The 24,456-nt window shown below is 70.2% G+C and carries 22 protein-coding genes; 19 read left to right on the top strand and 3 right to left on the bottom strand.

Annotated features, from left to right (window positions below; all coding sequences use genetic code 11):
* Positions 1-97 precede the first annotated feature (97 nt).
* Positions 98-2,029: a putative cytokinetic ring protein SteA gene (gene steA, locus ACW14X_RS01670; protein WP_457164478.1), complete on the top strand. Its 1,932-nt coding sequence runs from the start codon at positions 98-100 to the stop codon at positions 2,027-2,029.
* A gap of 14 nt (positions 2,030-2,043) precedes the next feature.
* Positions 2,044-3,756 (top strand): CTP synthase, encoded by a 1,713-nt coding sequence (locus ACW14X_RS01665; protein ID WP_160023764.1) that lies wholly within the window; start codon positions 2,044-2,046, stop codon positions 3,754-3,756.
* Between the two features lie 63 nt (positions 3,757-3,819).
* Here ACW14X_RS01665 and ACW14X_RS01660 read toward each other — a convergent pair whose 3' ends face one another.
* Both ACW14X_RS01660 and pepN read right to left on the bottom strand, forming a co-directional pair.
* Entirely contained in the window at positions 3,820-4,293 is a 474-nt protein-coding gene (locus ACW14X_RS01660; RefSeq protein WP_160023762.1) for an SRPBCC family protein, read from the bottom strand.
* A gap of 88 nt (positions 4,294-4,381) precedes the next feature.
* On the bottom strand, positions 4,382-6,820 hold the full coding sequence (gene pepN / locus ACW14X_RS01655; protein WP_457164477.1) for an aminopeptidase N: 2,439 nt from the start codon (positions 6,818-6,820) through the stop codon (positions 4,382-4,384).
* Positions 6,821-6,842: 22 nt separating this feature from the next.
* Here pepN and ACW14X_RS01650 point away from each other — a divergent pair, with 22 nt between their 5' ends.
* The 17 genes from ACW14X_RS01650 (at position 6,843) to der (ending at position 23,335) form a co-directional block, all read left to right on the top strand.
* Positions 6,843-7,484 carry an NUDIX domain-containing protein gene (locus ACW14X_RS01650; RefSeq protein WP_457164476.1) on the top strand — a complete coding sequence of 214 codons (642 nt, stop codon included), beginning with the start codon at positions 6,843-6,845 and terminating at the stop codon, positions 7,482-7,484.
* Between the two features lie 148 nt (positions 7,485-7,632).
* Positions 7,633-8,748: an alanine dehydrogenase gene (gene ald / locus ACW14X_RS01645; protein ID WP_457164475.1), complete on the top strand. Its 1,116-nt coding sequence runs from the start codon at positions 7,633-7,635 to the stop codon at positions 8,746-8,748.
* Between the two features lie 193 nt (positions 8,749-8,941).
* Entirely contained in the window at positions 8,942-9,838 is an 897-nt protein-coding gene (gene xerD, locus ACW14X_RS01640) for a site-specific tyrosine recombinase XerD (RefSeq protein WP_160023756.1), read from the top strand.
* Positions 9,835-12,441 (top strand): DEAD/DEAH box helicase, encoded by a 2,607-nt coding sequence (locus tag ACW14X_RS01635; protein WP_350839475.1) that lies wholly within the window; start codon positions 9,835-9,837, stop codon positions 12,439-12,441. The genes xerD and ACW14X_RS01635 overlap by 4 nt, the downstream gene beginning before the upstream one ends.
* Positions 12,442-12,471: 30 nt before the next feature.
* The gene (locus tag ACW14X_RS01630; RefSeq protein ID WP_350839477.1) at positions 12,472-12,618 is read left to right on the top strand and encodes a hypothetical protein; all 147 of its coding nucleotides are present in this window, start codon (positions 12,472-12,474) and stop codon (positions 12,616-12,618) included.
* Positions 12,619-12,921: 303 nt separating this feature from the next.
* Complete coding sequence (locus tag ACW14X_RS01625) at positions 12,922-13,872, top strand: ParA family protein (protein ID WP_457166034.1); 951 nt, start codon at positions 12,922-12,924, stop codon at positions 13,870-13,872.
* Positions 13,854-14,222, top strand: a complete 369-nt coding sequence (locus ACW14X_RS01620) for a hypothetical protein (protein ID WP_160023748.1) — start codon at positions 13,854-13,856, stop codon at positions 14,220-14,222. The genes ACW14X_RS01625 and ACW14X_RS01620 overlap by 19 nt, the downstream gene beginning before the upstream one ends.
* Positions 14,223-14,233: 11 nt before the next feature.
* The gene (locus tag ACW14X_RS01615) at positions 14,234-15,139 is read left to right on the top strand and encodes a segregation and condensation protein A (RefSeq protein WP_457164474.1); all 906 of its coding nucleotides are present in this window, start codon (positions 14,234-14,236) and stop codon (positions 15,137-15,139) included.
* Positions 15,132-15,812 carry an SMC-Scp complex subunit ScpB gene (gene scpB, locus ACW14X_RS01610; RefSeq protein ID WP_457164473.1) on the top strand — a complete coding sequence of 227 codons (681 nt, stop codon included), beginning with the start codon at positions 15,132-15,134 and terminating at the stop codon, positions 15,810-15,812. Before ACW14X_RS01615 ends, scpB begins: the two co-directional genes overlap by 8 nt.
* The gene (locus ACW14X_RS01605; RefSeq protein WP_160023742.1) at positions 15,809-16,576 is read left to right on the top strand and encodes a pseudouridine synthase; all 768 of its coding nucleotides are present in this window, start codon (positions 15,809-15,811) and stop codon (positions 16,574-16,576) included. The genes scpB and ACW14X_RS01605 overlap by 4 nt, the downstream gene beginning before the upstream one ends.
* A 201-nt stretch (positions 16,577-16,777) precedes the next feature.
* A complete protein-coding gene (thrS, locus tag ACW14X_RS01600; protein ID WP_457164472.1) occupies positions 16,778-18,007 on the top strand; it encodes a threonine--tRNA ligase in 1,230 nt (409 codons plus the stop codon).
* Positions 18,008-18,112: 105 nt separating this feature from the next.
* Entirely contained in the window at positions 18,113-18,916 is an 804-nt protein-coding gene (locus tag ACW14X_RS01595) for a helix-turn-helix domain-containing protein (RefSeq protein WP_457164471.1), read from the top strand.
* Complete coding sequence (locus ACW14X_RS01590) at positions 18,913-19,311, top strand: VOC family protein (protein WP_160023737.1); 399 nt, start codon at positions 18,913-18,915, stop codon at positions 19,309-19,311. The genes ACW14X_RS01595 and ACW14X_RS01590 overlap by 4 nt, the downstream gene beginning before the upstream one ends.
* A gap of 102 nt (positions 19,312-19,413) precedes the next feature.
* Positions 19,414-20,514 carry a prephenate dehydrogenase gene (locus ACW14X_RS01585; RefSeq protein ID WP_457164470.1) on the top strand — a complete coding sequence of 367 codons (1,101 nt, stop codon included), beginning with the start codon at positions 19,414-19,416 and terminating at the stop codon, positions 20,512-20,514.
* 10 nt (positions 20,515-20,524) lie between these two features.
* Complete coding sequence (gene cmk, locus ACW14X_RS01580) at positions 20,525-21,220, top strand: (d)CMP kinase (RefSeq protein ID WP_457164469.1); 696 nt, start codon at positions 20,525-20,527, stop codon at positions 21,218-21,220.
* Complete coding sequence (locus tag ACW14X_RS01575; RefSeq protein ID WP_350713903.1) at positions 21,217-21,957, top strand: lysophospholipid acyltransferase family protein; 741 nt, start codon at positions 21,217-21,219, stop codon at positions 21,955-21,957. The genes cmk and ACW14X_RS01575 overlap by 4 nt, the downstream gene beginning before the upstream one ends.
* Positions 21,950-23,335 (top strand): ribosome biogenesis GTPase Der, encoded by a 1,386-nt coding sequence (gene der / locus ACW14X_RS01570; RefSeq protein ID WP_457164468.1) that lies wholly within the window; start codon positions 21,950-21,952, stop codon positions 23,333-23,335. Before ACW14X_RS01575 ends, der begins: the two co-directional genes overlap by 8 nt.
* Here der and ACW14X_RS01565 read toward each other — a convergent pair.
* The gene (locus tag ACW14X_RS01565; RefSeq protein WP_457164467.1) at positions 23,332-24,363 is read right to left on the bottom strand and encodes a helix-turn-helix domain-containing protein; all 1,032 of its coding nucleotides are present in this window, start codon (positions 24,361-24,363) and stop codon (positions 23,332-23,334) included. The genes der and ACW14X_RS01565 overlap by 4 nt on opposite strands.
* Positions 24,364-24,456 lie beyond the last annotated feature (93 nt).

Here is a 24,456-nt window from a genome sequence, read left to right as displayed (position 1 = left end):
CGGCCGCCAAACGTACGCATTCGGCCGCCACAACGACCGACTCGCCGGATCGGAGATCCGGGGACGCGCACAGGCGACGGGGGAGGATTGGCGGGACATGAGACTGCCTACTCGCCAGATTCCCTCCGTACTGCCAGGCATCCGCGGCACGCTCCGCGCGGGGCGGCCGACCAGGGCGCTGATCCCGCGGCTCAAAGAGGGCGACATCGCGGTGATCGACCATGTCGACCTGGACCGGAGCACCGCGCTGGCGATCGTGGCCAAGGGCGTCATCGCCGTGGTCAACGCCCAGCCGATGGTCTCGGGCCGCTACCCGAACCGGGGTCCGCAGACGCTGGCCGACGCCGGGATCGAGCTGATCGACAAGATCGGCGAGGCGGGGATCGAGAAGCTGGTCGACGGGCGGAAGGCGCGGATCCTCGACGGCGAGATCTTCGACGGCGAGCAGCTGCTGACCTCGGGCCGTGCGCTCGACCAGGAGTCCCTCGACAAGGACCTCGAGGACGCCAAACGGGGCCTGAGCTCCCACCTGGACCTCTTCACCCACAACAGCAGCGAGCTGCTCAAGCGCGAGGAGGAGGTGCTGCTGCACGGCAACGGCGTACCTCCTCTCGACACGCCGCTGGCCGGCCGGCCCGTCGTGGTGGTCGCCGACCATCCCGACCTGGACCGGCTCCTCGGTGACCTCGCCGGCTTCCTGCGCGAGCAGCGCCCGGCCATCATCGCGGTGGGTCCCGCGGCGAAGAGGCTGACCAAGAAGCAGGTACGCCACGCCGTGGTCGTCCTGGGCCCCGACACCGACAGCTACCCGGAGCCGAAGGTGCTCACCAGCGCCGCCGAGGTCGTCCTCGCGCCCGGCGCCTCCGCGAGCGAGAACGCCACCGAGCTCCTGGACCGGATCGGCGTGCAGCCGAAGCGGTTCGAGTCCGCCCTCGCCCCCGAGGACGCCGCCCTCCTGGTCGCCTATGCCCAGCACCCCTCACTGGTGGTCGGGGCCGGGCTGAGCACCACGCTGACCGACTTCCTCGAGGACCAGCGCCCGGGCCTGGCCGGCACCTACCTGACCCGGCTCGCGCTCGGGCCGACGCTGATCGACGCCTCCGCGGTCCCGGCGGTACGCCGCAAGGAGCCCCGCAGCCGTCGCCTCGTCCTTCCGCTTCTGGCCGCGGTGACGGCGCTGGCGATCGGCGTACCGGCCGGCGTCTGGGCCGCCGACCACGACCTCACCGCGATCGGCATTGGCATCGTGAACAGAGCCGACGACGGAGCCGCGGCGAGTCCCGCCTCCGGCGAGAGCGAGACGAAGAGCGCGAAGGAGCCGCAGCGGAGCGCCGAGGCCCAGTTCGTCGCCGAGGCCGGCGACGCGCTCCTGCCCGGCACGCTCACCGGCCAGAAGGTCGCGGTCGTCACCCTCCCCGGCGCCGACCAGAAGACGGTCGCCGCGCTCACCGGCAACATCGAGACGGCCGGCGGCGAGACGACGGGAGTGCTCGACGTACGGCCGAACCTGCTGGACCCTGACCGCAAGCAGTACGTCGACAGCCTGGCCACGCAGCTGGTCAAGCAGCTGGGCCGCGGTGACGCGGGACAGGCGACCTATCAGCGGATGGGCCAGGTGATCGGGGAGACCTACGCCGGCACGAAGCCGCCCACCGCGTTCGACCAGCCCGCCAAGACCGCCGCTGTGGCGTTGCTCACCGGCGACCTGGTCAAGGCCCAGGGACGACCGACCGGACCGGCCGGTCTCGTCCTGGTCGTCCTCGGTGAGGACAGCGAGGACACGACCGCGGTCGAGGGCCTGGTCGACGGCCTCGGTGCGACCACGAAAGGGCTGGTCGTGACGGCACCCACGGGCTCCGAGGACCTCGAGACGCTCCGCGCCAACGACTGGCCGGGCTGGTTCGCGTCGGTCGACGGCAGCGAGACGACCACCGGTCAGGTCGCCGCTCCGCTCGCGCTGTCTCGACAGCGGAGTCAACAAGGTGGCGATTTCGGTGCGTCAGGTTTCGGCGGCCTGCTGAAGCGTTGATAGGATTGAGGCCCATGAAGTCGGCGAGCTTGACCAAGCACATTTTTGTCACCGGGGGCGTCGCCTCCTCATTGGGAAAGGGCCTGACGGCATCGTCCCTCGGCCGTCTTCTCCGTTCGCGTGGCCTGAGCGTGACCATGCAGAAGCTGGACCCGTACCTCAACGTGGACCCCGGCACCATGAACCCGTTCCAGCACGGTGAGGTCTTCGTGACCAACGACGGCGCCGAGACCGATCTCGACATCGGCCACTACGAGCGGTTCCTCGACACCGACCTGGTCGGCCACGCCAACGTGACCACCGGGCAGGTCTACTCCAACGTGATCGCCAAGGAGCGCCGCGGCGACTACCTCGGCGAGACCGTCCAGGTGATCCCGCACATCACCGACGAGATCTCCGAGCGGGTCCTGGCCATGCACGGCCCCGAGATCGACGTGGTGATCACCGAGATCGGCGGCACGGTCGGTGACATCGAGTCGCTGCCGTTCCTCGAGGCGGCCCGCCAGGTGCGCCAGCGCCTCGGCCGCGACAACGTCTTCTTCGTGCACGTCTCCCTGGTGCCGTACATCGGCCCGTCCAAGGAGCTCAAGACGAAGCCGACCCAGCACTCGGTGATGGCGCTGCGCCAGATCGGCATCCAGCCCGACGCCATCGTGTGCCGCGCCGATCGCGAGCTGCCCGAGGGCATCAAGCGCAAGATCGCGCTGATGTGCGACGTCGACGAGGACGCCGTGGTGACCGCCGCCGACGCCCCGAGCATCTACGACATCCCGAAGGTGCTCCACCGCGAGGGTCTGGACGCCTATGTCGTACGCAAGCTCGATCTGCCCTTCCGCGACGTCGACTGGGCGCTGTGGGAGGACCTGCTCCGCCGGGTGCACCACCCCAAGGAAGAGCTGACCATCGGCCTGGTCGGCAAGTACATCGACCTGCCCGACGCCTACCTGAGCGTCGGCGAGGCGCTCCGCGCCGGCGGTTTCGCCAACGAGGCCAAGGTCAACATCCGCTGGATCCCCTCCGACGAGTGCGAGACCCCCGAGGGTGCCGCCAAGAACCTCCACGACGTCGACGCGGTCTGCGTCCCCGGCGGCTTCGGCATCCGCGGCCTGGAGGGCAAGCTCGGCGCGCTGACCTACACCCGCACGCACCAGATCCCCACGCTCGGCCTGTGCCTCGGCCTGCAGTGCATGGTCATCGAGTACGCCCGCAACGTGCTCGGCCTGGAGAAGGCCGACTCCACCGAGTTCGACGCCGAGACCCCCGAGCCCGTCATCGCCACGATGGAGGAGCAGAAGGCGTACGTCGAGGGCGCGGGCGACCTCGGTGGCACCATGCGCCTGGGGCTCTACCCCGCCGAGCTCAAGAAGGGCTCGATCGCGGCCGAGGTCTACGGCGAGACCTCCATCGAGGAGCGTCACCGCCACCGCTACGAGGTCAACAACGCCTACCGCGACCAGCTGGAGGACGCCGGCCTGGTCTTCTCCGGCCTCTCGCCCGACAATCAGCTCGTGGAGTTCGTCGAGCTGCCCCGCGACGTACATCCCTACTACGTCTCCACCCAGGCTCACCCCGAGCTCCGCTCGCGGCCGACCCGCCCGCACCCGCTCTTCGCCGGGCTGGTGAAGGCGGCCCTCGACCGGCAGAAGGAGCAGCGGTTCCCGATCGACGAGACCAACCTGCGCCGCGAGGTCAGCGAGGTCGAGCTGCCGGAGACGGCCGACGCCTGATCACTAGCTGACAGAGCCCCTGGGGCCGGCATGTGCCGGGCCCAGGGGCTCTGCGTCTGGGTGTCAGCGACGTACCTCGCCGGACGGCTTCACCTCGCCGCGCCACGCACCCGTCTCGGTGCCGCGGTTCTCGATGAAGTCCTTGAACCGCTCGAGGTCGCCCTTGGCCCGCATGTCGACGATCTTGAGCAGGTCACCGGTCTTCTCGACCGCGCCCTCGGGCTCGTACTCCAGGTGAAGCGTCACCTGGGTCGACTTCGCCATCGCGTCCGGGGTGAACGAGACGGTGCCCTTGTTCGTGGCGCCCTCGACGGCACGCCAGGTGATGCGCTCATCGGGAACCTGGTCGACGATCTCGGCGTCCCACTCGCGGGTCACGCCACCGATCTCAGCCTTCCAGTGCAGATGCTTGTCGTCGAGCTGCTGGACCGACTCGACGCCCTCCATGAACTGGGGGAACGACTCGAACTGGGTCCACTGGTCGTACGCGGTGCTGACCGGGACCGCGACCTGGACGCTCTTCTCGATGGTGCTCATGTCGTGTCTCCTCTCGATTGCGTACGACACGAGAGGTACCCGGCGTCCTCGCGGGCCATACGTTCTGGCGGCCCGGATTCTGCCGCGGTCACAACGCGCGAGCCGCGACCTGCCGCGAGTGCACGTCGGCCATGCGGATCACCGTCTGGCGGACGAACGGAACCAGCGTGTCGCCCTCACAGGCGGCGCGCGCGGCCGCGGCGACGTCCTCACCGGCCTGGACGGGGTAGAAGCGGAGCTGGAGTCCGTAGGCGAGCAGGCCGCCACCCCTGATGTCGGCGACGGCATCCAGATAGCGCTGCGCGTACGGCGCCAGGATCTCGTCCTGGCCGGGGCGCCAGAACGCCGAGCTCAGGGCGTACCCACCGTCGGTGCGCGGCAGCCGGCGCTCGATCATGCTCACCTGCCAGGCCTCCTCCTTGGCCTCCGCGAGCGGCTGCGCCGTGCGTACGCCGAGGGCACTGACCCACGACTCGGGATCCGGGTCGCGTGCCTCCAGGGCTGCGACCGCCTCGGCGTCGTAGTCGCCCGTCTCGGCGCGCCGGCCGAGCAGCCGCCAGGCCACCTGTACGTCCTCGGCGGCCCCGCGCTCGGCCAGTGCGAGCTGCTCGGGTGTGGAGGCGTGCGAGGCGAGCACGCGCAGGGCGGTGTCGCGGTTGGCCGGGTCCTCGGCGAGCACCGCGGCCGCTGCGGCGACCAGCGCGCGCTGCTCGGCGACCCGCTCGGGCGCCGTCCACAGCTCGGCAGCGGTGACGGCCATGCTCAGGAACTCGCCGGTGACCTGCGGGTTGCGCTCGGTCTCGAGGACCGAGAGGACGCGCGAGACGACCTCGGGGCCGGCGATCTCGCCGCGGAACAGGGCGGTCCAGGCGCTGTTGACCGCGACCGCCCGCGCCACCGCATCGGGCAGCCGGCCGGCGTTCTGGCCGAGCCAGGCTTCGCTGGCCTCGTCCGAGCGCACCGCCGCGAAGGTCACGTCGGTCGCGTTGACCAGGTGCGCGGCGGCATCGGGGAGCGAGACCGCGACGGGCTCGCCCGCCACGGTGACCGCAGTGGTGGCGAGCAGGGCGCCGGAGTCGTCGTAGGAGGCGATGTCGAGCCGGTGGGGACGTACGGTGCCGTCGGGGCTGGTGACCGAGACCTTGCCGTCGGCGAGGGTGATCACGTCGGTGCCGGCGTGGTCGAGCCACGCGGTGGTCCAGGCGGAGAGGTCCTTGCCCGCGGCCGCTCCGAAGGCGCCCATCAGGTCGTCGAGGACGGTGTTGCCGTAGGCGTGCTCGGCGAAGTAGGACTGCAGCCCGGCGAGGTAGGCCTCCTCGCCGATGTAGGCGTGCAGCTGCTGCAGCACGGCCTGGCCCTTCATGTAGGTGATCGCGTCGAAGTTGGCCATCGCGACGTCGACGCTGGGCACCACGCCCCGGATTGGGTGGGTGGCGGGCGTCGCGTCGATGTCGTAGCCCGCCTTCTTCTCGGTCAGCGCGATCGACGCCCACACGTCGGCGTGGTCGGGAAGCGCGGCCGAGGCCCACACGGCCGCCCACGAGGCGAAGGCCTCGTTGAGCCACAGGTCGTCCCACCAGCGCATCGTGACCAGGTCGCCGAACCACATGTGCGCCATCTCGTGGAGGACCACATTGGTGCGCTCGGTCCGGTCGGCGTGGGTCGGTGCGGTGCGGAAGAGGAACACGTCGCTGTGGGTGACCGCGCCCCAGTTCTCCATCGCGCCGCCCATGTCGGGCACGAAGATCTGGTCGTAGCGGCGCTGCGGGAACGGCATCCCGAACTTGGTGCCGAACCAGGCCAGCCCGTGCTCGGTGACGTGCAGGATCTCCTCCCGGTCGCGCTCGAGCTGGCTGCGTAGCGACTGACGGGCGTAGAGGCCCAGGTCGTAGCCGCCGCGCTCCTCGCGGACCTCGACGAACGGTCCGGCGTTGACCACCACGACGTACGTCGAGAGCGGGGGAGTGTCCTCGAAGACCCAGGTCCGCGCGCCGGCTGCCGCGTCCGAGATGCTCGCGGGCGCGGAGTTGGAGAGCACCGTCCACTGCTCGGGGGCGCTCACGGTGAACCCGTGCACGGCCTTGAGGTCGGGCTGGTCGAAGCAGGCCCACAGCCGACGAGCGTCGTCGGGCTCGAACGAGGTCCACACGTAGACGTTGCCGTCGGAGGGGTCGACGGTGCGCAGCACGCCCTCGGAGGAGGCGGTGTCGGACTGGGAGGCGGTCACGACCAGGGTGTTGGTCTCGGCGAGGTCCTCCAGCGGGATCCGGCCGGCGCTGATCGTGGCGAGGTCGAGCTCCGTGCCGTTGAGCGTGGCCGCGCTGACCTCGGCCACGCAGTCGACGAACGTGCTCGAGCCCGGGGTGGCGGAGAAGGTGATCGTGGAGACGCTGGAGAGCGTCTCGCCCTCCAGCAGGCCGGTCATGTCGAGCGAGATGTCGTAGCGCTCGACGGTGACCGTGGCGGCCCGCGCGGCCGCCTCCTCCTGGGTCAGTGAGGCAGGGGCGGCGGGGGAGGTGGCAGACATGAGCCGAGGGTAGCCTCGGGCCATGACATCGGACGCACGAATTTCCGACTCGCCCGTGCCGCTGGACCAGGGACCGCTCACCGAGTGGGACGCACCGGAGAGCTGGCCGGTCGCCTCGAGCGAGGACCTCCACCGTGACGGCTGGGTGGTCGCGCTGCGCGCCGACCGGATCAACCGCCCCGGTCACGAGGACGAGGAGCCGTTCCGTCGCCTGGTGGTCGAGCACCCGGGTGCCGCGGTCGTGCTGGCGCTGGACGAGGAGGAGCGGGCCCTGGTCATCACCCAGTACCGCCATCCCGCCAAGCGGCGCTTCGTGGAGCTGCCGGCCGGCCTGATCGACTATCCCGGCGAGGACCCGCTCGAAGTCGCGGTGCGCGAGCTGCGTGAGGAGGTGGCCCACGAGGCGGCGGAGTGGACGCCGCTGCTCTCGACGTACGCCTCACCGGGGCTCACCGAGGAGATCCACCACTTCTTCCTCGCCCGCGGCCTCACCGCCAGCGACCGCGACGGCTTCGAGCTCGAGCACGAGGAGGCCGAGATGAGCGTCCACTGGGTGCCCTTCGAGGAGCTTCTGGAGGCCGTGCTGGATGGCCGGGCGACCGACTCGCCGGTCGTCCAGGCCGTGCTTGCGTACGCGGCTCTCAAGTCTCGTGGCAGAGTCTGATCAGGGGGTCTGGTCAGGACCGAGCGACGTGATTTTGGTGACGTGCGCCACACCGGGTTAGACATGCCGCGTCAGGCGGCGCACATCCGGCTGACCCGTAGTCCCACGGACCACCACATTCAGGGGCCATCACATGAAGGGCAGGGCAATGAGAATCGGCGTACCCAAGGAAGTCAAGAACCACGAGTACCGGGTGGCGATCACCCCCTCGGGCGTGCACGAACTGGTGGCCAACGGCCACGAGGTCTTCGTCGAGGCAGGTGCCGGTGTCGGCTCCTCGATCCCTGACAGCGACTACGCCGCGGTCGGCGCCAAGATCCTCGGCGATGCCGATGAGACCTGGGGCAACGCCGACATGGTGCTCAAGGTCAAGGAGCCGGTCGCGGAGGAGTACCACCGGCTGCGCGAGGGCCTGACCCTGTTCACCTACCTCCACCTGGCTGCCGACAAGCCCCTGACACAGGAGCTGCTGGCCAAGAAGGTTACCGCGATCGCGTACGAGACCGTCGAGCTGCCCAACCGGGCGCTGCCGCTGCTCTACCCGATGTCGGAGGTCGCCGGCTGCCTGGCGCCCCAGGTCGGGGCCTACAACCTGCTCAAGGCCCAGGGCGGCCGCGGCACGCTGATGGGTGGTGTCGGCGGTGTCGCCAACGCCAAGGTCGTCATCATCGGTGCCGGCGTCTCCGGGCAGAACGCTGCCAACATCGCTCTGGGGATGGGTGCGGACGTCACGCTGCTCGACACCGACCTGGAGAAGCTGCGGATGTCGTTCTGGCGCTACTCCAACCAGGTCCACGGGCTCGCGTCGAACAAGCTCGCGCTCGAGGAGCAGGTGCTCCAAGCCGACCTGGTCATCGGCGCCGTGCTGATCCCGGGCGCGGCCGCACCGAAGCTGGTCAGCAACGACCTGGTCTCGCGGATGAAGCCCGGCTCGGTGCTCGTCGACATCGCCATCGACCAGGGCGGCTGCTTCGAGGACTCCCACGCCACCACCCACGCGGACCCGACCTACCAGGTCCACAACTCGACCTTCTACTGCGTGGCCAACATGCCCGGCGCTGTGCCCAACACCTCCACCTACGCCCTGACCAACGCGACCATGCCGTACGCCGTCGCCCTGGCCAACAAGGGCTGGCAGCAGGCGCTGCGTGAGGACGCTGCGCTCGCCAAGGGCCTCAACACCCACGCCGGCCAGCTCACCTACGGGCCCGTCGGCGAGGCGGTCGGGATCGACTCCGTCGCGCTCGCAGACGTGCTCGGCTGATCGCCTCAGGAGTCACAGCAGTCACGCCGTACAGGCAGTTCCGGCACTTCTCAGGCAATGCAATGCCTGAGAAGTGCCGGAATACCCGGTTAACCGGGTATTCCTCCCCGACCGGATCCGCCACCCCTGGTTGGATGGACCCGTGACTGCCGCATCGATTGCCTCGGGCTCCGCTTCAGCGGTGGAGCACGCGATGCGTACGTATCTCGACCATCTGACGGTCGAGCGGGGCCTCGCGGCCAACACGCTGTCCTCCTACCGGCGCGACCTGCGGAGGTACGCCGAGTTCCTCGCCCAACAGAGCGTCGACGACCTCGCCGGGGTCTCGGAGGCGACGGTGTCGGGGTTCCTGGCCCACCTGCGCGAAGGCAGCGAGGAGCACCCGGCGCTGAGCGCGACCTCGGCGGCGCGGACGGTCGTCGCGGTGCGCGGGTTCCACAAGTTCGCGGTGGCCGACGGGCTGGTCGAGGCCAACCCGGCCGGCCACGTGAAGCCGCCGCGCGCGGAGAAGCGGCTGCCCAAGGCGCTGCCACTGGCAGACGTGGAGGCGATCCTGGAGGCGGCGGGCGCGCCCGGGACGCCGCTCGCGCTGCGTGACCGGGCCCTCCTGGAAGTGCTCTACGGCACCGGCGCCCGCATCTCCGAGGCGGTCGGCCTCGACGTCGACGATCTCGACCGGGTCGACCATGTCGTACTCCTGCGAGGCAAGGGCGGCAAGGAGCGGATCGTCCCGGTCGGCTCCTACGCCATCGAGGCCGTCGAGGCCTACCTGACCCGGGCCCGCCCCGACCTCGCGGCCGCCCGCTCGGGAGGTGCGCTCTTCCTCAACGCCCGCGGCGGCCGCCTCTCCCGCCAGTCGGCCTGGACCGTGCTGACCCGCGCCGCCGAGCGCGCCGGGATCCACAAGGACGTCTCGCCCCACACCCTGCGTCACTCCTTCGCCACCCACCTGCTGGACGGCGGCGCCGACGTACGTGTCGTGCAGGAGCTGCTGGGCCATGCGTCGGTGACCACGACGCAGATCTACACTCTTGTCACCGTGGACAATCTCCGAGAGGTCTTCGCGACCGCACACCCGAGGGCCCTGTGACCGACACCAGCTGGATCCCCAAGGTCGGAGCGAGCCCTGACGACGTCTACGAGGCGGTCGTGGCATGGGCCGAGGGGAGTGGCCGCAGCCTCTACCCCCACCAGGACGAGGCGATCATGTCCCTCCTGGCAGGCGACAACGTCATCCTGGCGACGCCGACGGGCTCGGGGAAGTCGCTGGTCGCGGCGGGCGCGCACGCGGCGGCGCTGGCCGAGGACAAGGTCTCCTTCTACACCGCGCCGATCAAGGCGCTGGTCAGCGAGAAGTTCTTCGATCTCGTGGAGACGTTCGGCGCGGAGAACGTCGGCATGCTGACCGGCGACGCCAGCGTCAACGCCGACGCCCCGATCATCTGCTGCACCGCCGAGGTGCTCGCCAACCTGGCGCTGCGAGAAGGAAAGCACGCCGACGTCGGGCTCGTGATCATGGACGAGTTCCACTACTACGGCGAGCCCGACCGCGGCTGGGCGTGGCAGGTGCCGCTGCTCGAGCTGCCGCAGGCCCAGTTCCTGCTGCTCTCCGCGACGCTCGGCGACACCAGCGCCCTGGCCAAGGACATGACCAGGCGAAACGGCCGCGAGACCGTCCTCGTCGACCAAGCGGAACGACCCGTTCCGCTCACCTTCGACTGGCGCCTCACGCCGCTCCAGGAGACCCTCGAGGAGCTCGTCACCACCGGCCAGGCTCCCGTCTACGTCGTCCACTTCACCCAGAAGGACGCCGTCACCCACGGCACCTCCCTGCTCAATGCCGGCTGGCTGAAGCTCTCCACCGAGGAGAAGGACCAGATCGCCAAGCGGCTCGAGCCGGTCCGCTTCGCAGCCGGCTTCGGCAAGACCCTCTCCAAGCTGCTGCGCAAGGGCATCGGCGTCCACCACGCCGGCATGCTCCCCAGATACCGAAGGCTCGTCGAGCAGCTCGCCCAGGCCGGGCTGCTCAAGGTCATCGCCGGCACCGACACCCTCGGCGTCGGCATCAACGTCCCGATCCGCACGGTGCTCTTCACCGGCCTGGCCAAGTTCGACGGCCGCCGCCAGCGCATCCTGCGCACCAGGGAGTTCCTCCAGATCGCCGGGAGGGCCGGCCGGGCGGGCTTCGACACCCAGGGCTACGTCGTCGTCCAGGCGCCTGAGCACATCATCGAGAACGAGAAGGCCAAGGCGAAGTCCGAGGAGCGCCGCAAGGCCGGCAAGAAGAACTCCAAGGCTCAGCTCAAGAAGCCGCCCGAGGGCACGGTCGTGTGGACCGAGGCGACCTTCACCAAGCTCGTCGACGGCGCCCCCGAGCCGCTGCAGAGCCGGATGAAGGTCGACAACTCGATGATCCTCAATGTCGTCGCCCGCGACGAGGACGCCTTCGAGGTGATGCGCCGGATCACCATGGACAACCACGAGGAGCGGCGCACCCAGCTCAAGCTCGCCCGCCGGGCCTTGCGTCTGACCCGCTCCCTGGTCCACAGCGGGGTCCTGACCAGGCTCGCCGAGCCCGATGCGTACGGGCGTCGCTACGTCCTCACCGAGGCCCTTCCCGCCGACTTCGCCCTCAACCAGCCGCTGGCCCACTTCGCCCTCGCCGCGCTGGACACGCTCGATCCGGAGTCACCCGAGCACACCCTCGAGATCGTCTCGGTGATCGAGTCCGTTCTCGAGCCCCCGCGCCAGATCCTCTTCGCCCAGCAGCACGAGGCCCGCGGCAAGGCGATCGAGAACATGAAGGCCGACGGCGTCGAGTACGACGAGCGGATGGCCCTCATCGAGGAGATCACCTGGCCGAAGCCGATGGCCGAGCGGCTCGAGGCGCTCTTCGAGGTCTACCGCGGCACCCACCCGTGGCTGCCCGAGGACGCCCTCGACCCCAAGTCGATCCTGCGCGAGATGTACGAGCAGGGGATGACCTTCACCGACGTCGTACGCCGCTACCAGCTCGCCCGCTCCGAGGGCCTGGTGCTGCGCTACCTGACCGACGCCTACCGCACCTTCCGGCACACTCTCCCCGAGACCCACAAGAGTCCCGAGATCGAGGACCTGGTCGAGTGGCTGGGGGAGACCATCCGGCAGACCGACTCCTCGCTGCTCGACGAGTGGGAGGCGCTCTCCGACCCCGAGCACATCCCGTCGGCCGTGGCCCACCACGAGGCGCCGCCGCCACCGCGGTCGCTGTCCCAGCAAACCCGCGCGTTCGAGATCATGGTCCGCAATGCGATGTGGGCCCGGGTCGACGCGGTCTCGCGGGACGACCTCGACACGCTGATGTCGCTGGAGCGCTCCGCCGCCGACCGGCTCGAGCCCGCGCGCGACGTGGTGATGACCCGGTCCCGCTGGGACGACGCCCTCGAGGCCTACTTCGCCGAGCACGACGACGTGGGCATCTCCGCCGACGCGCGCTCGCCCAAGCTGCTCACCTGGACCGTCGAGCGCGGCGCGCCGGCGGGGGTGGACGAGGAGGACGAGGCGTACGACTCGACCCGGGTCTGGCGGGTCACCCAGACCCTCGACGACCCGGCCGGCGACCACGACTGGGTGATCGAGGCTGTCGCCGATCTGGACGCGAGCGACGAGGCCGGCGAGCTGGTTCTGGCGACGGTGGCGATGCGTCGGCTGTGACGGGTTGCTCGGTTCCGCTAGCGTTGGGGCGTGCGCAAGCTACTGAAGAACCCCGTCGTCGTCGCGGCCATCGCCAAGATCGCCAACGAGGCTCGCAAGCCCGAGAACCAGAAGAAGATCAAGGACGCTGCGGGCAAGGCCTACGACCAGTTCCAGAAGCGCCGTCGGTCGCACTGAGCTCGACCGATCGAGCGGAGATCCATCCACAGGTTTCTCCACATCGAAGGCCCTCCCTGTGGGGCTGGCGGTGCGCCAAGTGCACAGGTCATCAACAGATTCGGGCCGCGTAGCAGAATCACCCGGATTTGCCTTGTGACACGCCCGGCGCGGCTCCTACAGTCGCGCAGATCCGGGTCTTAGAGTCGCCGTGTCGACATATAGACCCGCTAGCCGTGATCGTCCCAGGGCCGCGGCAACTGAACCGGGGGTGGAGGAATGGAAGACAGCTATTTCGGAGCAGGTGGCGCGACCGCGCCGCAGATGCCTCCGCAGACGCCGGCGGCCCCGCCGCCGGCCTATCCGCCCTCGGCCCGGCTGCGCGCCAACGCCCCTGAGCCCGACGCGGGGTCCTTCGACTCCCCGGGCAAGAACAAGATGGGCCCGACCGGTCGTCCCTGGCCCAACCTCCCCGAGCCCGGTCCCGCCACCGGCGGCCCCGCGCGCACGGTCGCGATGGTCAACCAGAAGGGTGGCGTCGGCAAGACCACGACCACCATCAACCTGGGTGCCGCGCTGGCCGAGCACGGCCGCAAGGTCCTGATGGTCGACTTCGACCCGCAGGGGTCGCTCTCGGTCGGTCTGGGTCTCCAGCCCAACGAGATCGAGCTGACCGTCTACAACCTGCTGATGGAGCGTGACATCACGCTCGAGGACGTCGTCGTCCCCTCCGGCATCGACGGTGTCGACCTGCTGCCGGCCAACATCGACCTCTCCGCCGCCGAGGTGCAGCTGGTCCAGGAGGTCGCCCGCGAGCAGACCCTGGCCCGCGCGCTGGCGCCGGCCGTCGCCAACTACGACGTGATCCTCATCGACTGTCAGCCGAGCCTGGGCCTGCTGACCGTCAACGCGCTCACCGCCTCCGACTCCGTGGTCGTGCCGCTGGAGTGCGAGTACTTCGCGCTGCGCGGTGTCGCCCTGCTCAAGGACACCATCGACAAGGTTCAGGAGCGGCTCAACCCGCGTCTGAAGATCGACGGAATACTGGGCACGATGTACGACAGCCGCACCATGCACAGCCGCGAGGTCATGGAGACCCTGGTCAACGGCTGGGGCGACCGCGTCTTCCACAGCGTCATCCGCCGTACCGTGAAGTTCGCCGACTCCACCGTGGTCGGCGAGCCGATCACCGAGTACGCATCCAGCTCCACCGGCGCCGACTCCTACCGGATGCTCGCCAAGGAGGTGCTGGCCCGATGGCAACGCGGCGAGTGAGGGTTCCGGCTGCCGACGACCTGTTCCGGCGTACGTCCGACGGCGCTGCCGCCGCGGGGCCCGCCGCCGAGGCGAAGGCCCGTCCGGTGCACGCGGTGCCCGAGCCGGCCGAGGAGACACCGGCTGCGAAGAAGCGGTCCAGCGGGCGGGTACGTCATGACGAGAAGATGACGGTCTACATCACCTCCGAGGAGCTGCTAGACCTCGAGCACGCCCGGCTCAACCTGCGGGCCAAGCACAGCATCGCGGTCGACCGCGGGCGGCTGGTGCGCGAGGCGCTCGCGATCGTGCTGGCCGACCTGGAGGAGTACGGGGACGACAGCGCCCTCGTGCACCGGCTCGCCGAGTGACGGTCACGCAGATGGCCGATGCCCCGGAGGGGGCCGAGGAGCAGGAGTCGAGCGGCGCCGGGGGCTTCGAGGTGCACCTCGGCAACTTCGAGGGCCCCTTCGACCTGCTGCTCAGCCTGATCGCCAAGCACAAGCTCGACATCACCGAGGTCTCCCTGGCCACGGTGACCGACGAGTTCATCGCCTACGTCAAGAAGGGCGCCGCCGAGAGGTCGCCCGAGGGCGGGGGCAAGGGTGTCTGGGATCTGGAGCAGACCTCCAACTTCCTGCTGGTCGCGAGCACGCTGCTCGACCTGAAGGCGGCCCGGCTGCTGCCGCAGGGTGACGTCGAGGACGAGGAGGACCTCGCGCTGCTCGAGGCGCGCGACCTGCTCTTCGCGCGTCTGCTGCAGTACAAGGCGTTCAAGCAGGTCGCTGCCGTCTTCGGCGAGCGTCTCGCGAAGGAGTCCAAGCGCCACCCGCGCTCGGTCCAGCTCGAGCCGCGCTATGCGGGGCTCCTGCCCGAGGTGCTCATCGGGATCGGGCTGGAGCAGTTCGCGCAGCTCGCCGCGGCCGCGATGGCACCCAAGCCGGGGCCGCCCGAGATCGGGCTGTCCCACATCCACGGCTCGAAGGTGTCGGTCAAGGAGCAGGCGGCCCTGGTCATCGAGCGGCTGCGCGCCGGCGGGCAGGTCACCTTCCGTGGCCTCTGCGCCGACTCGCCGGACACGCTGACCACGGTGGCCCGGTTCCTCTCGCTGCTGGAGCTCTTCCGCGAGGGCGCGGTCGCCTTCGACCAGGTCACCGCGCTGGGCGAGCTGACCGTACGCTGGACCGGCGACGAGGCGCTCGATGTCGATGAGCTGATCCAGGACGAGTTCGAGGGGCAGCCGCCCGCGGAGGGCGGCGCCGATGACGGGGAGAAGGACGATGACTGAGGCTGCCGCGGGGGAGACCACCGAGGAGACCCTGGCGATCGAGTTCGCCGACCTGCGGCCTGCGCTCGAGGCGGTGCTGATGGTCGCCGACGAGCCGTTGGCGGCGGCATCGCTGGCCTCCGCGGTCGGCCACCCGACGGCCGCGGTGATCGAGGCCCTGGAGGCTCTGGCGGCCGAATACACCGAGCAGGGCCGCGGTTTCGACCTGCGCAACGTCGCGGGTGGCTGGCGGTTCTACACCCGCGAGGAGTACGCCGCCGTCGTCGAGGGCTTCGTGCTCGAGGGTCAGCAGGCGCGGCTCACCCAGGCGGCCCTGGAGACGCTGGCCGTGGTCGCCTACAAGCAGCCCGTCTCGCGCGCTCGGGTCTCCGCGATCCGCGGCGTCAACGTCGACGGCGTGATGCGTACGCTGCTCACCCGCGGTCTCGTCGAGGAGGCCGGCCAGGACCACGAGACCGGCGCCAACCTCTACCGCACCACCGGCTACTTCCTCGAGCGGATCGGCATCACCGACCTCGGCGAGCTCCCCGAGCTGGCTCCGTACCTGCCCGACCTCGCCGACATGGAGGAGGAGCTGACCGAGCAGGTCAGCCAGGAGGCGCTGGCGGCACAACCGGAAGAGAGCGCGGCAAATGGGGATGACTCGGCGGATACGGCAGAATCGAAGACGTGAGCGACCTGCCTGAGCGAGACGATCTGCCGCTGGACGACGAGGGCCTGATCCGGCTCCAGAAGCTGCTGGCCTTGGCCGGCATCGCGTCGCGGCGCGGCAGCGAGATCCTGATGCTCAACGGCTCCGTCGAGGTCAACGGCGAGGTGGTCACCCGCCTCGGCACCAAGGTCGACCCCGGCAAGGACGTCGTACGCGTCGACGGCAAGCGGCTGCCGCCGATCTCCGGCAAGGTCTACCTGGCCCTCAACAAGCCGCGTGGTGTGGTCTCGACGATGAGCGACCCCGAGGGCCGACGCAACCTCTCGGACCTGGTCGCCGACCGCCCCGAGCGTCTGTTTCACGTCGGCCGTCTCGACACCGACACCGAGGGCCTGATCATCCTCACCAACGACGGTGACTTCGCCCACCGGCTGGCCCATCCCAGCTACGAGGTCGACAAGACCTATGTCGCCGAGGTCAGTGGCGAGATCTTCCCCAACGTACGCAAGCGGCTCCTCGCCGGTGTCACCCTCGAGGACGGACCGGTGACCGTCACCAAGGCCCGGATCATGGAGACCCGCAAGGACAAGTCGATCATCGAGCTGGTCATCCACGAGGGCCGCAACCGCATCGTGCGCCGCCTCCTCGACCACCTCGGCCACCCGGTGACGCGGCTGACCCGCACCCGGATCGGCCCGGTCCGGCTCGGCACCATGAAGCCCGGTGAGATGCGCGACCTGTCCCGCGAGGAGCTCGGCGAGCTCCTCGACACCACCGAGCTCTGAGGCCCCAGAAACCCTGGTGCGTACGTGGGGCTCGAGCCGTTAAGGTGATCGGCATGCAGCAGCGCGCGATGAGCACGACGACGCCGGACCCACTCCGGCGCTGACCTGCTGTCCACTTTCGCAGACCGCCCCGGAGCATCGCTCCGGGGCGGTTCTCGTCTCTGGTGGTCGTGCTCCGGGACCTCGACCCAGGAGCACACCATGAATCTCGATCATCGCGACCTCAACCGCGACCTCGCCATCTTCGCGACCGACCCGCTGGCCGGATCCGGGCTGCCGCTCTGGCTGCCCGACGGGGCCGTCATCTTCGCCGAGTTGGAGCGGCTCGCCGCCGACCTGGCTCGGGCCGACGGCTGCGTACCGGTCAAGACCCCGGTGCTCGGGAAACGCGCGCTCTTCGAGCGCTCGGGTCACTGGGCGAAGTTCGCCGAGGACATGTTTCCGCCGATGTCGATGGGATCGGATTCGGACGAGGACGATCTCGTGCTCCGTCCGGCCAACTGCCCCCACCATGCGCTGGTCTACAAGGCTCGCCAGCACTCCTACCGTGAGCTCCCGATCCGGCTGCACGAGCTCGCCCCGATGTTCCGCGCCGAACGCTCCGGGGTGCTCTCGGGGCTGAGCCGGGTACGCCAGATCAACCTCGACGACACCCACGTCTTCTGCCGCCCCGACCAGGTGGCAGAGGAGGCAGGAAGGGCTCTGCGGTCGGCGCTGAAGGCGCAGGAGATCCTCGGTCTGCGGGTCGACTACGTCCGCCTCTCCCTCCGCGACGCCTCCCCGTCCTACCTCGGCTCCGTCGAGCAGTGGGACGGTGCCGAGGAGGCGCTGAGGAAGGCGGCGGCCGAGGCCGGCGTCGAGGTCGTCGTGGCGCCGGGGGAGGCCGCCTTCTACGGTCCCAAGCTCGACCTGCAGGTCATCGACCCCGCGGGCCACGAGGAGACCATCGCCACCGTCCAGGTCGACTTCAACCAGCCCGAGCGGTTCGACCTCACCTACGACGCCGCCGACGGGTCCCAGCAGCGGGTCGTGATGGTCCATCGCGGCACCGTCGGGTCGATGGAGCGCGTCACCGCGGCCCTCCTGGAGCGCTACCAGGGTCGTCTCCCGCTGTGGCTGGCGCCTGTCCAGATCGCCGTCCTCCCTGTCTCCGCAGATCAGGACGCCGCTGCCCGCAGGCTCGTCGACGCGCTCGTCGCCGAGGGGCTCCGTCCGCGCTTGGACGCCGACGGCTCACTAGGTGCTCGGATCCGCGAGTCTCGTCGCCGGCGGGAGCCGCTGATCGCCGTCCTCGGGTCGGTCGAGGCCGATGGAGGGCAGGTTCAGGTACGCGACGTCGCCGCCGGTGTCGAGCGGCGGGTTGATGTTGCTGATCTGGTGGCGCGGATGAAGGCGGCGTACGAGTCTCGGGCGGATGGCGTGTTGTGGTGAGATCTTGAGGCGTCACGACCTTCACCGCCCGGCGCTATCGCACACCCTCCTCGCCGGCCGCGATAGTGCATGGGCAACCCGCCTCAACCGTGGCACCATCGAGATATGACCGTGCCGGAGGTGCTGCGGCCCTATGTCACCTCGCTGGTCACCTACGACGTCGACTTCGGGGCGCCGGGGGTGCATCGGGGGATGCCGTCGACCGAGATCACTTTCGTGCTCCCGGTAGACGAGCCGTTGGTGACCTCGTGGGGGAGTGGGACGGAGCCGGTGACGGCGTGGTCGATGGTCTCCGGGTTGCACACCCGGCCGGCGGCGATCCATCACCACGGCCACCAGCGCGGCGTACAGCTGGGGTTGACCACCACCGGGGTGCGGGCGCTGTTCGGGATGCCGGCGGCGGCGTGGCGTGGCGAGCTCCTCGCCCTCGACGAGGTCGCGGCACCTGGGGGCGTACGTCATCTTCCGGAGCGGCTGGCCGAGGCCGATCCACGGGAGTGGGCCCGGTTGGTCGTGACCGGCCTGGTCGAGGCGCTGGCACGCCACGGCGAGCCCGGGCCGAGGGCCGAGGTGGGCCGCGCGCTGGCGCTGCTGACCGGGGGAGCGGGAGTGCAGGAGGTGGCCGACGACGTCGGCTACAGCCGCCGGCGGATCAGTGACCTGGTGCGTGCGGAGACCGGGGTGGCGCCGAAGCAGTTCCAGCGGCTGGCGCGCTTCGACCGCTCCCGTGGACTGGTCGGCCGGATGCCGCTGGCTCGCGCCGCGACCGCCTGCGGCTATGCCGACCAGGCGCACCTGACGCGGGAGTGGCAGGAGTTCGGCGGGTGTACGCCGACCACCTGGCTGCGCGAGGAGTTCCCATTCGTTCAAGACCTGGCCTACGCATCGGCGGTTGACTCGGATGCATGAGCACTGAGCAGAAGACCGACGTAGCGAAGATCAAGTACTGGCAGTCGATGGCGTTCCAGGACGCCGAGAAGATGATGACGTGGCTGAGCGCAATCGGCTTCGTCGAACACGCCACCTACCGCGAGGGCGGCATCGTGCACCACGCGGAGTGGCTCTGGCCCGGGGGAGGCGGGCTGATGTTCGGACAGGTACGCGAGGACGGCGGCATCAAGAACACCGGTGTCTCCTCCGCCTACCTGGTCACCGACGACCCCGACGCCGTCTTCGACAAGGCGGTCGCCGCCGGCGCCACCGTGGACCGGCCGATGGTCGACCAGGACTACGGCGGCCGCGGTGGCACCGTGACCGATCCCGAGGGCAACTCCTGGTCCATCGGCAGCTACCAGCCTTCGTGATCGCGACGCGATATCGCACACCTTGGTCACCGGTCGCGATAGCGCACCACAGGCGCTGAGACGAGGAGGGTCCGACGGCGCGGACCGTTTAGCCTTGGAGGCATGACACAGACCGGGCGCGCAGGGGGAGGGCTGTCGACTCTGACCGGCCCGGTCGAGATCGTCGGTGTCGGCCTGCTCGGCACCTCGGTCGCGCTCGCCTGCGCCTCCGCCGGACTCGACGTGCTGCTGAGCGACTCGGTCGCCAGCCACGTGCGCACCGCGACCGGCCTCGGGGCCGGCCGCCGCCGCAGGCCCGGCGACACGCCGCAGCTGGTCGTCGTCGCGGTCCCGCCGGCGCACCTCGGCGAGGTGATCGCCCGAGCGCTCGCCGACAGCCCCGATGCCGTCGTGACGGACGTCGGCAGCGTGAAGGCCTCGCCGCTGGCCTACGTCCGTGAGCACAGCCAAGGCGACGTACGACGCTACGTCGGTGGCCACCCGATGGCCGGCAGCGAGCGCTCCGGGCCGCTGGCTGCGACCTCGACGCTGTTCGAGGGGCGGCCCTGGGCGGTCACACCGCACGCGGAGGCGGACCCCGAGGCGACCGAGCTCGTCGGCGAGCTCGCCACGCTGTGCGGCGCCGTTCCGCTGACCCTGAGCCCGGAGGATCACGACCAGGCCGTCGCCCGCACCTCCCACGTCCCGCACCTGATGGCCGCCCTGGTGGCCGGCCGCCTGGCGGTGGCGCCCGAGGGACACCTCGGCCTCAGCGGTCAAGGAGTACGCGACGTGACCCGTGTGGCCGCCGGCGACCCCGGCCTCTACGGCCAGATCGTGGCCGGCAACGCCCGCGCGGTGACCGACCTGCTCACCGAGGTGCGCGCTCAGCTCGACGAGATGATCGCGGCGGTGGACAACGGTGACGCGGCCGCCCTGGACGTACTTCTCAAGGAGGGGCAGGCCGGGACCAGAGCCATCCCCGGCAAGCACGGCCGGCCGCAGACCGCGCAGGCGACCATCTACGTGACGGTGCCCGACGAGCCCGGCAACCTGGCCCGTCTCTTCGCCGACGCGGGGGAGAGCGGCGTCAACATCGAGGACGTACGCATCGACCACGACCCCGGTCGCCCGGTCGGTGTCATGGAGCTGATCGTGGCCGACGACGCGGCCGACCGGATGCAGGCGGTTCTGGAGTCCCGGGGTTGGGTCGCTCACCGGTAGGCTCCCGCCCGTGAGCAGCAGCAATCCCACCACTGAACCCGCCCGTATCGTCATCGCCGTCGACGGCACCTCCGGCTCCGGGAAGTCGAGCACCTCGCGCGGCGTCGCCGACCGCCTGGGCATGCGCTTCCTCGACACCGGCGCGATGTACCGGGCGATGACCTGGTGGATGCTCAGCAACGACATCGACGTGCACGACGTGGACGCGATCGCCGCCGCGGCCGGCAAGCCGGTGATCACCTCCGGCACCGACCCGCTCGCCCCGACGATCGCCCTCGACGGCGTCGACGTCTCGGTCGAGATCCGCAGCGACAAGGTCAACGCGGCGGTCTCCCCGGTCGCCACCGTCCCCGAGGTCCGTGCCCGCCTGATCGCGCTCCAGCAGCAGGAGATCCGGGACGCGCTCGCCGCCGGCTCCGGCATCGTGGTCGAGGGCCGCGACATCGGCACCGCGGTCTGGCCCCAGGCCGACCTGAAGCTGTACGTCACCGCCGACCCCGCCGCTCGCGCCGCGCGCCGCGCGGCCGAGGAGGGCGGCACCGACGCGGAGGCCGTCCGCGCGTCGCTGGAGAACCGCGACAAGATCGACTCCACCAAGGGCGGTGCGGTGGTGCCGGAGGGCGCCACCCACCTCGACACCACGCCCTACACGCTGGAGGAGGTCATCGACCTCGTCGTCGACCTCGCTCAGAAGGCGGGGGAGTGAGCGCGAGCCCGCCCGCGGGCACACCCCGCACCGAGCTTCCCCGCACCGACGGGGTCCCGCATCCGAGCCGGTGGGCGCTCTACCACATCAACGTCTACGCCCGGTGGCTGATCCGGCGCCGGTTCGACGTACGGCTGCACGAGACCGCCAACATCCCGGCGACCGGGCCGGTCGTCTTCGCCTCCAACCACATCGGGATCATCGACGGTCCGCTGCTGGCGATCTTCACACCGCGTCCGGTGCACGCGCTGACCAAGCTCGAGATGTTCGAGCACTGGTTCCTCGGCCCGTTCCTGCGCTGGGCCGGTCAGATCCCGCTCTACCGGTTCGGCAGCGACCCGGCGGCGGTGAAGATGGCGCTGCGGGTGCTGCGTGAGGGCAACGCGATGGGCATCTATCCCGAAGGCACCCGCGGGGCGGGCGACCTGTCCCACTTCAACCGCGGTGCCGCCTATCTCGCCCTCGCCTCGGGTGCTCCCGTGGTGCCGGTGACGATGCTCGGCAGCCGCGATCCGGGCGGCGGCGTCTCGTCGCTGCCGCACAAAGGTGCTCGGATCGACATCGTCTATGGCGAGCCTTTCCACGTCGAGCGCGTAGGCTGGCCGCGTACCAGGGAACAAGTCGGGCATGTCTCGGGTTTGCTCCAGAAGCACATGCAGGTCCAACAGGACCATGCCCTGGCGTTGACCGGTCGCGAACTGCCCGGTCCGCTACCTAGCGAGGAGAACAATGACTGACCCCGACGTTTCGTACGAGGACGTACGAGACACCACCGAGACCGACGAGACCCCGGCCGGCCCGCTGCCGGTGCTGGCGGTCGTCGGCCGCCCGAACGTCGGGAAGTCGACCCTGGTCAACCGGATCATCGGTCGTCGCGAGGCCGTCGTCCAGGACGTACCCGGAGTGACCCGCGACCGCGTCTCCTACGACGCCGACTGGAACGGCAAGGCGTTCACGCTGGTCGACACCGGCGGCTGGGACCCCGACGCCCAGGGCCTGGCCGAGCGGATCGCCGCTCAGGCCGAGATCGCGGTCTCGCTGGCCGACGCCGTCCTCTTCGTGGTCGACGCGACCGTCGGCATCACCGACGCCGACGAGGCAGTCGTACGCATCCTGCGCAAGTCCGGCAAGCCGGTCGTCCTGGCCGCCAACAAGGTCGACGACATGCGCACCGAGGCCGAGGCCGCCGCACTGTGGAACCTCGGGCTCGGTGAGCCCTGGCCGGTCTCCGCGCTGCACGGCCGCGGCTCGGGCGACATGCTCGACGCCATCCTCGCGGTGCTCCCCGACCCGCCGCCGCTTCCCGAGGGCACCGAGATCGGTGGCCCGCGCCGGGTCGCGCTGGTCGGCAAGCCCAACGTGGGCAAGTCGAGCCTGCTGAACAAGCTGGCCCAGGAGGAGCGGGCGGTCGTCGACAACGTCGCCGGCACCACCGTCGACCCGGTCGACGAGCTGATCGAGCTCGGCGGCCGCGAGTGGCGCTTCATCGACACCGCCGGGATCCGCAAGCGGGTCAAGGAGGCCTCGGGCCACGAGTACTACGCCTCCCTGCGCACCACCACCGCCATCGACCGCGCCGAGGTGGCCGTGCTCGTCCTCGACGGTGGCGAGAAGATCTCTGAGCAGGACATCCGCATCCTGCAGACCGTCCGCGAGGCCGGCCGGGCGCTGGTGATCGCGTTCAACAAGTGGGACCTCGTCGACGAGGACCGTCGCTGGCAGCTCGACCGCGAGATCGAGCGCGATCTCGTCCAGGTGCAGTGGGCCCCGCGGATCAACATCACCGCCCGCACCGGCTGGCACGTCGACCGCCTGGTCCCGGCTCTCGACAAGGCCCTCGAGGGCTGGGAGACGCGGATCGGCACCGGCGCGCTCAACTCGTTCCTCGGTCGCCTCGTCGCCGAGCACCCGCACCCGGTCCGGTCCGGCAAGCAGCCGAAGATCCTCTTCGGCACCCAGCCCTCGACCGCGCCGCCGACGTTCGTGCTGTTCACCAGCGGCAAGCTCGAGGCCTCCTACGAGCGCTTCATCGAGCGCCGTCTGCGCGAGGAGTTCGGCTTCGTCGGCACCCCGATCGTGCTGCAGCAGCGGGTTCGGGAGAAGCGCAAGCGCTAGTCCTCAGGCGGGGCGGGCGTCGGCTGACGGTCCGCCCCTACCGGCACCCAGCCGTGGTTCGCGGCGTGCCAGCCGAGCTGCATCCGGGTCTCCACGCCGGCCAGGTCGAGCAGCGCTCGCACCCTGCGCTGCACGGTACGCAGCGACGTACCGAGCTGTTTGGCGACGGCCTGGTCGGTGAGCCCGGCGAGCAGCAGCCCGAGGACCTGCGCGTCCTCGTCGTCGACCTGCTGCGCGACGTCGCCGGTGAGACCGGCGGTCCCCACCAGCATCGGCGTCGACTGGTCCCACACGTTCTCGTAGAGCGCGATCAGGGCGTCGAGCAGCGTGCTTTCGCGGACGAGCAGCGCACCGACGACGTCGCCCGAGGAGGTCAGCGGCATCAGGGCGAGCCGCCTGTCGACGATGAGGAGCTTGAGCGGCACCTGGCCGGCGAAGCGGATCTCCTCGCCCGCGTCGGTCGCCTCGATCGCCTCGTCGACGGTCACGTCGTGGCTCTCGAGCATGCTGCGCTCGACCACGACCCGGTAGTGCACGCCCCGCGCGACGGCCTTGTTCTCGGCCGAGTTCTCCTGGCTGGAGGTCACGATCACCGGCGGGCGTACGAACGCGTCGACGCGTTCGCGCGCGCCGAGCTGGACCTGCTCGAACCGGTGCCGGACGGCGTCCTCGCCGTGGATCACGTCGACCACGTCCGTGGGCCCGCGGCCGGCAGCCGCCACCCGGTAGGCCTCGTCGAGGCGGCTGAGCTCGATCTCCGCCTGCCGCACCTCGTCCTGCTGCCGGGCGAGCAGCGCGCCGAGCGCGATCGCGGGCGGGGCGGCGGCGAAACGCCGCTCGTCGCCGGTGATCCGAGCGGCCAGACCGTGCTCCTCGAGGCGGCGCAGCAGCAGATGTGCCTCTCCCGGTGACGTCCCGAACGCGCTGAGGGCGGCCGCGAACTCGGCGGCGGTGGCGGAGGGCATGGTGATGAGCTCGCCGTAGGCGAGGGTCTCATCGGGGGTCAGACCGAGCACGACGCCGAGCATGGCACTTCTGCGACACAACCCGGACGTTCCGGTGCTGACGGAGTCTCGCCATGCCGTAAAACCGCCACGACATCGCTCTTGTCGCCTGTCGCG

The organism is Nocardioides sp. YJ-D4, from assembly GCF_054031495.1.
The sequence above is the reverse complement of the archived record's forward strand: the minus strand, read 5'-3'. Positions and strand labels throughout refer to the sequence as shown.

What these genes read in the sequence shown, in the direction of transcription:
- steA (WP_457164478.1), top strand. Translation starts at nt 98, where the DNA reads ATGAGACTGCCTACTCGCCAGATTCCCTCCGTACTGCCAGGCATCCGC.
- ACW14X_RS01665 (WP_160023764.1), top strand. Translation starts at nt 2,044, where the DNA reads ATGAAGTCGGCGAGCTTGACCAAGCACATTTTTGTCACCGGGGGCGTC.
- ACW14X_RS01660 (WP_160023762.1), bottom strand. Translation starts at nt 4,293, where the DNA reads ATGAGCACCATCGAGAAGAGCGTCCAGGTCGCGGTCCCGGTCAGCACC.
- pepN (WP_457164477.1), bottom strand. Translation starts at nt 6,820, where the DNA reads ATGTCTGCCACCTCCCCCGCCGCCCCTGCCTCACTGACCCAGGAGGAG.
- ACW14X_RS01650 (WP_457164476.1), top strand. Translation starts at nt 6,843, where the DNA reads ATGACATCGGACGCACGAATTTCCGACTCGCCCGTGCCGCTGGACCAG.
- ald (WP_457164475.1), top strand. Translation starts at nt 7,633, where the DNA reads ATGAGAATCGGCGTACCCAAGGAAGTCAAGAACCACGAGTACCGGGTG.
- xerD (WP_160023756.1), top strand. Translation starts at nt 8,942, where the DNA reads ATGCGTACGTATCTCGACCATCTGACGGTCGAGCGGGGCCTCGCGGCC.
- ACW14X_RS01625 (WP_457166034.1), top strand. Translation starts at nt 12,922, where the DNA reads ATGCCTCCGCAGACGCCGGCGGCCCCGCCGCCGGCCTATCCGCCCTCG.
- ACW14X_RS01620 (WP_160023748.1), top strand. Translation starts at nt 13,854, where the DNA reads ATGGCAACGCGGCGAGTGAGGGTTCCGGCTGCCGACGACCTGTTCCGG.
- ACW14X_RS01615 (WP_457164474.1), top strand. Translation starts at nt 14,234, where the DNA reads ATGGCCGATGCCCCGGAGGGGGCCGAGGAGCAGGAGTCGAGCGGCGCC.
- scpB (WP_457164473.1), top strand. Translation starts at nt 15,132, where the DNA reads ATGACTGAGGCTGCCGCGGGGGAGACCACCGAGGAGACCCTGGCGATC.
- thrS (WP_457164472.1), top strand. Translation starts at nt 16,778, where the DNA reads ATGAATCTCGATCATCGCGACCTCAACCGCGACCTCGCCATCTTCGCG.
- ACW14X_RS01595 (WP_457164471.1), top strand. Translation starts at nt 18,113, where the DNA reads ATGACCGTGCCGGAGGTGCTGCGGCCCTATGTCACCTCGCTGGTCACC.
- ACW14X_RS01590 (WP_160023737.1), top strand. Translation starts at nt 18,913, where the DNA reads ATGAGCACTGAGCAGAAGACCGACGTAGCGAAGATCAAGTACTGGCAG.
- ACW14X_RS01585 (WP_457164470.1), top strand. Translation starts at nt 19,414, where the DNA reads ATGACACAGACCGGGCGCGCAGGGGGAGGGCTGTCGACTCTGACCGGC.
- der (WP_457164468.1), top strand. Translation starts at nt 21,950, where the DNA reads ATGACTGACCCCGACGTTTCGTACGAGGACGTACGAGACACCACCGAG.
- ACW14X_RS01565 (WP_457164467.1), bottom strand. Translation starts at nt 24,363, where the DNA reads ATGCTCGGCGTCGTGCTCGGTCTGACCCCCGATGAGACCCTCGCCTAC.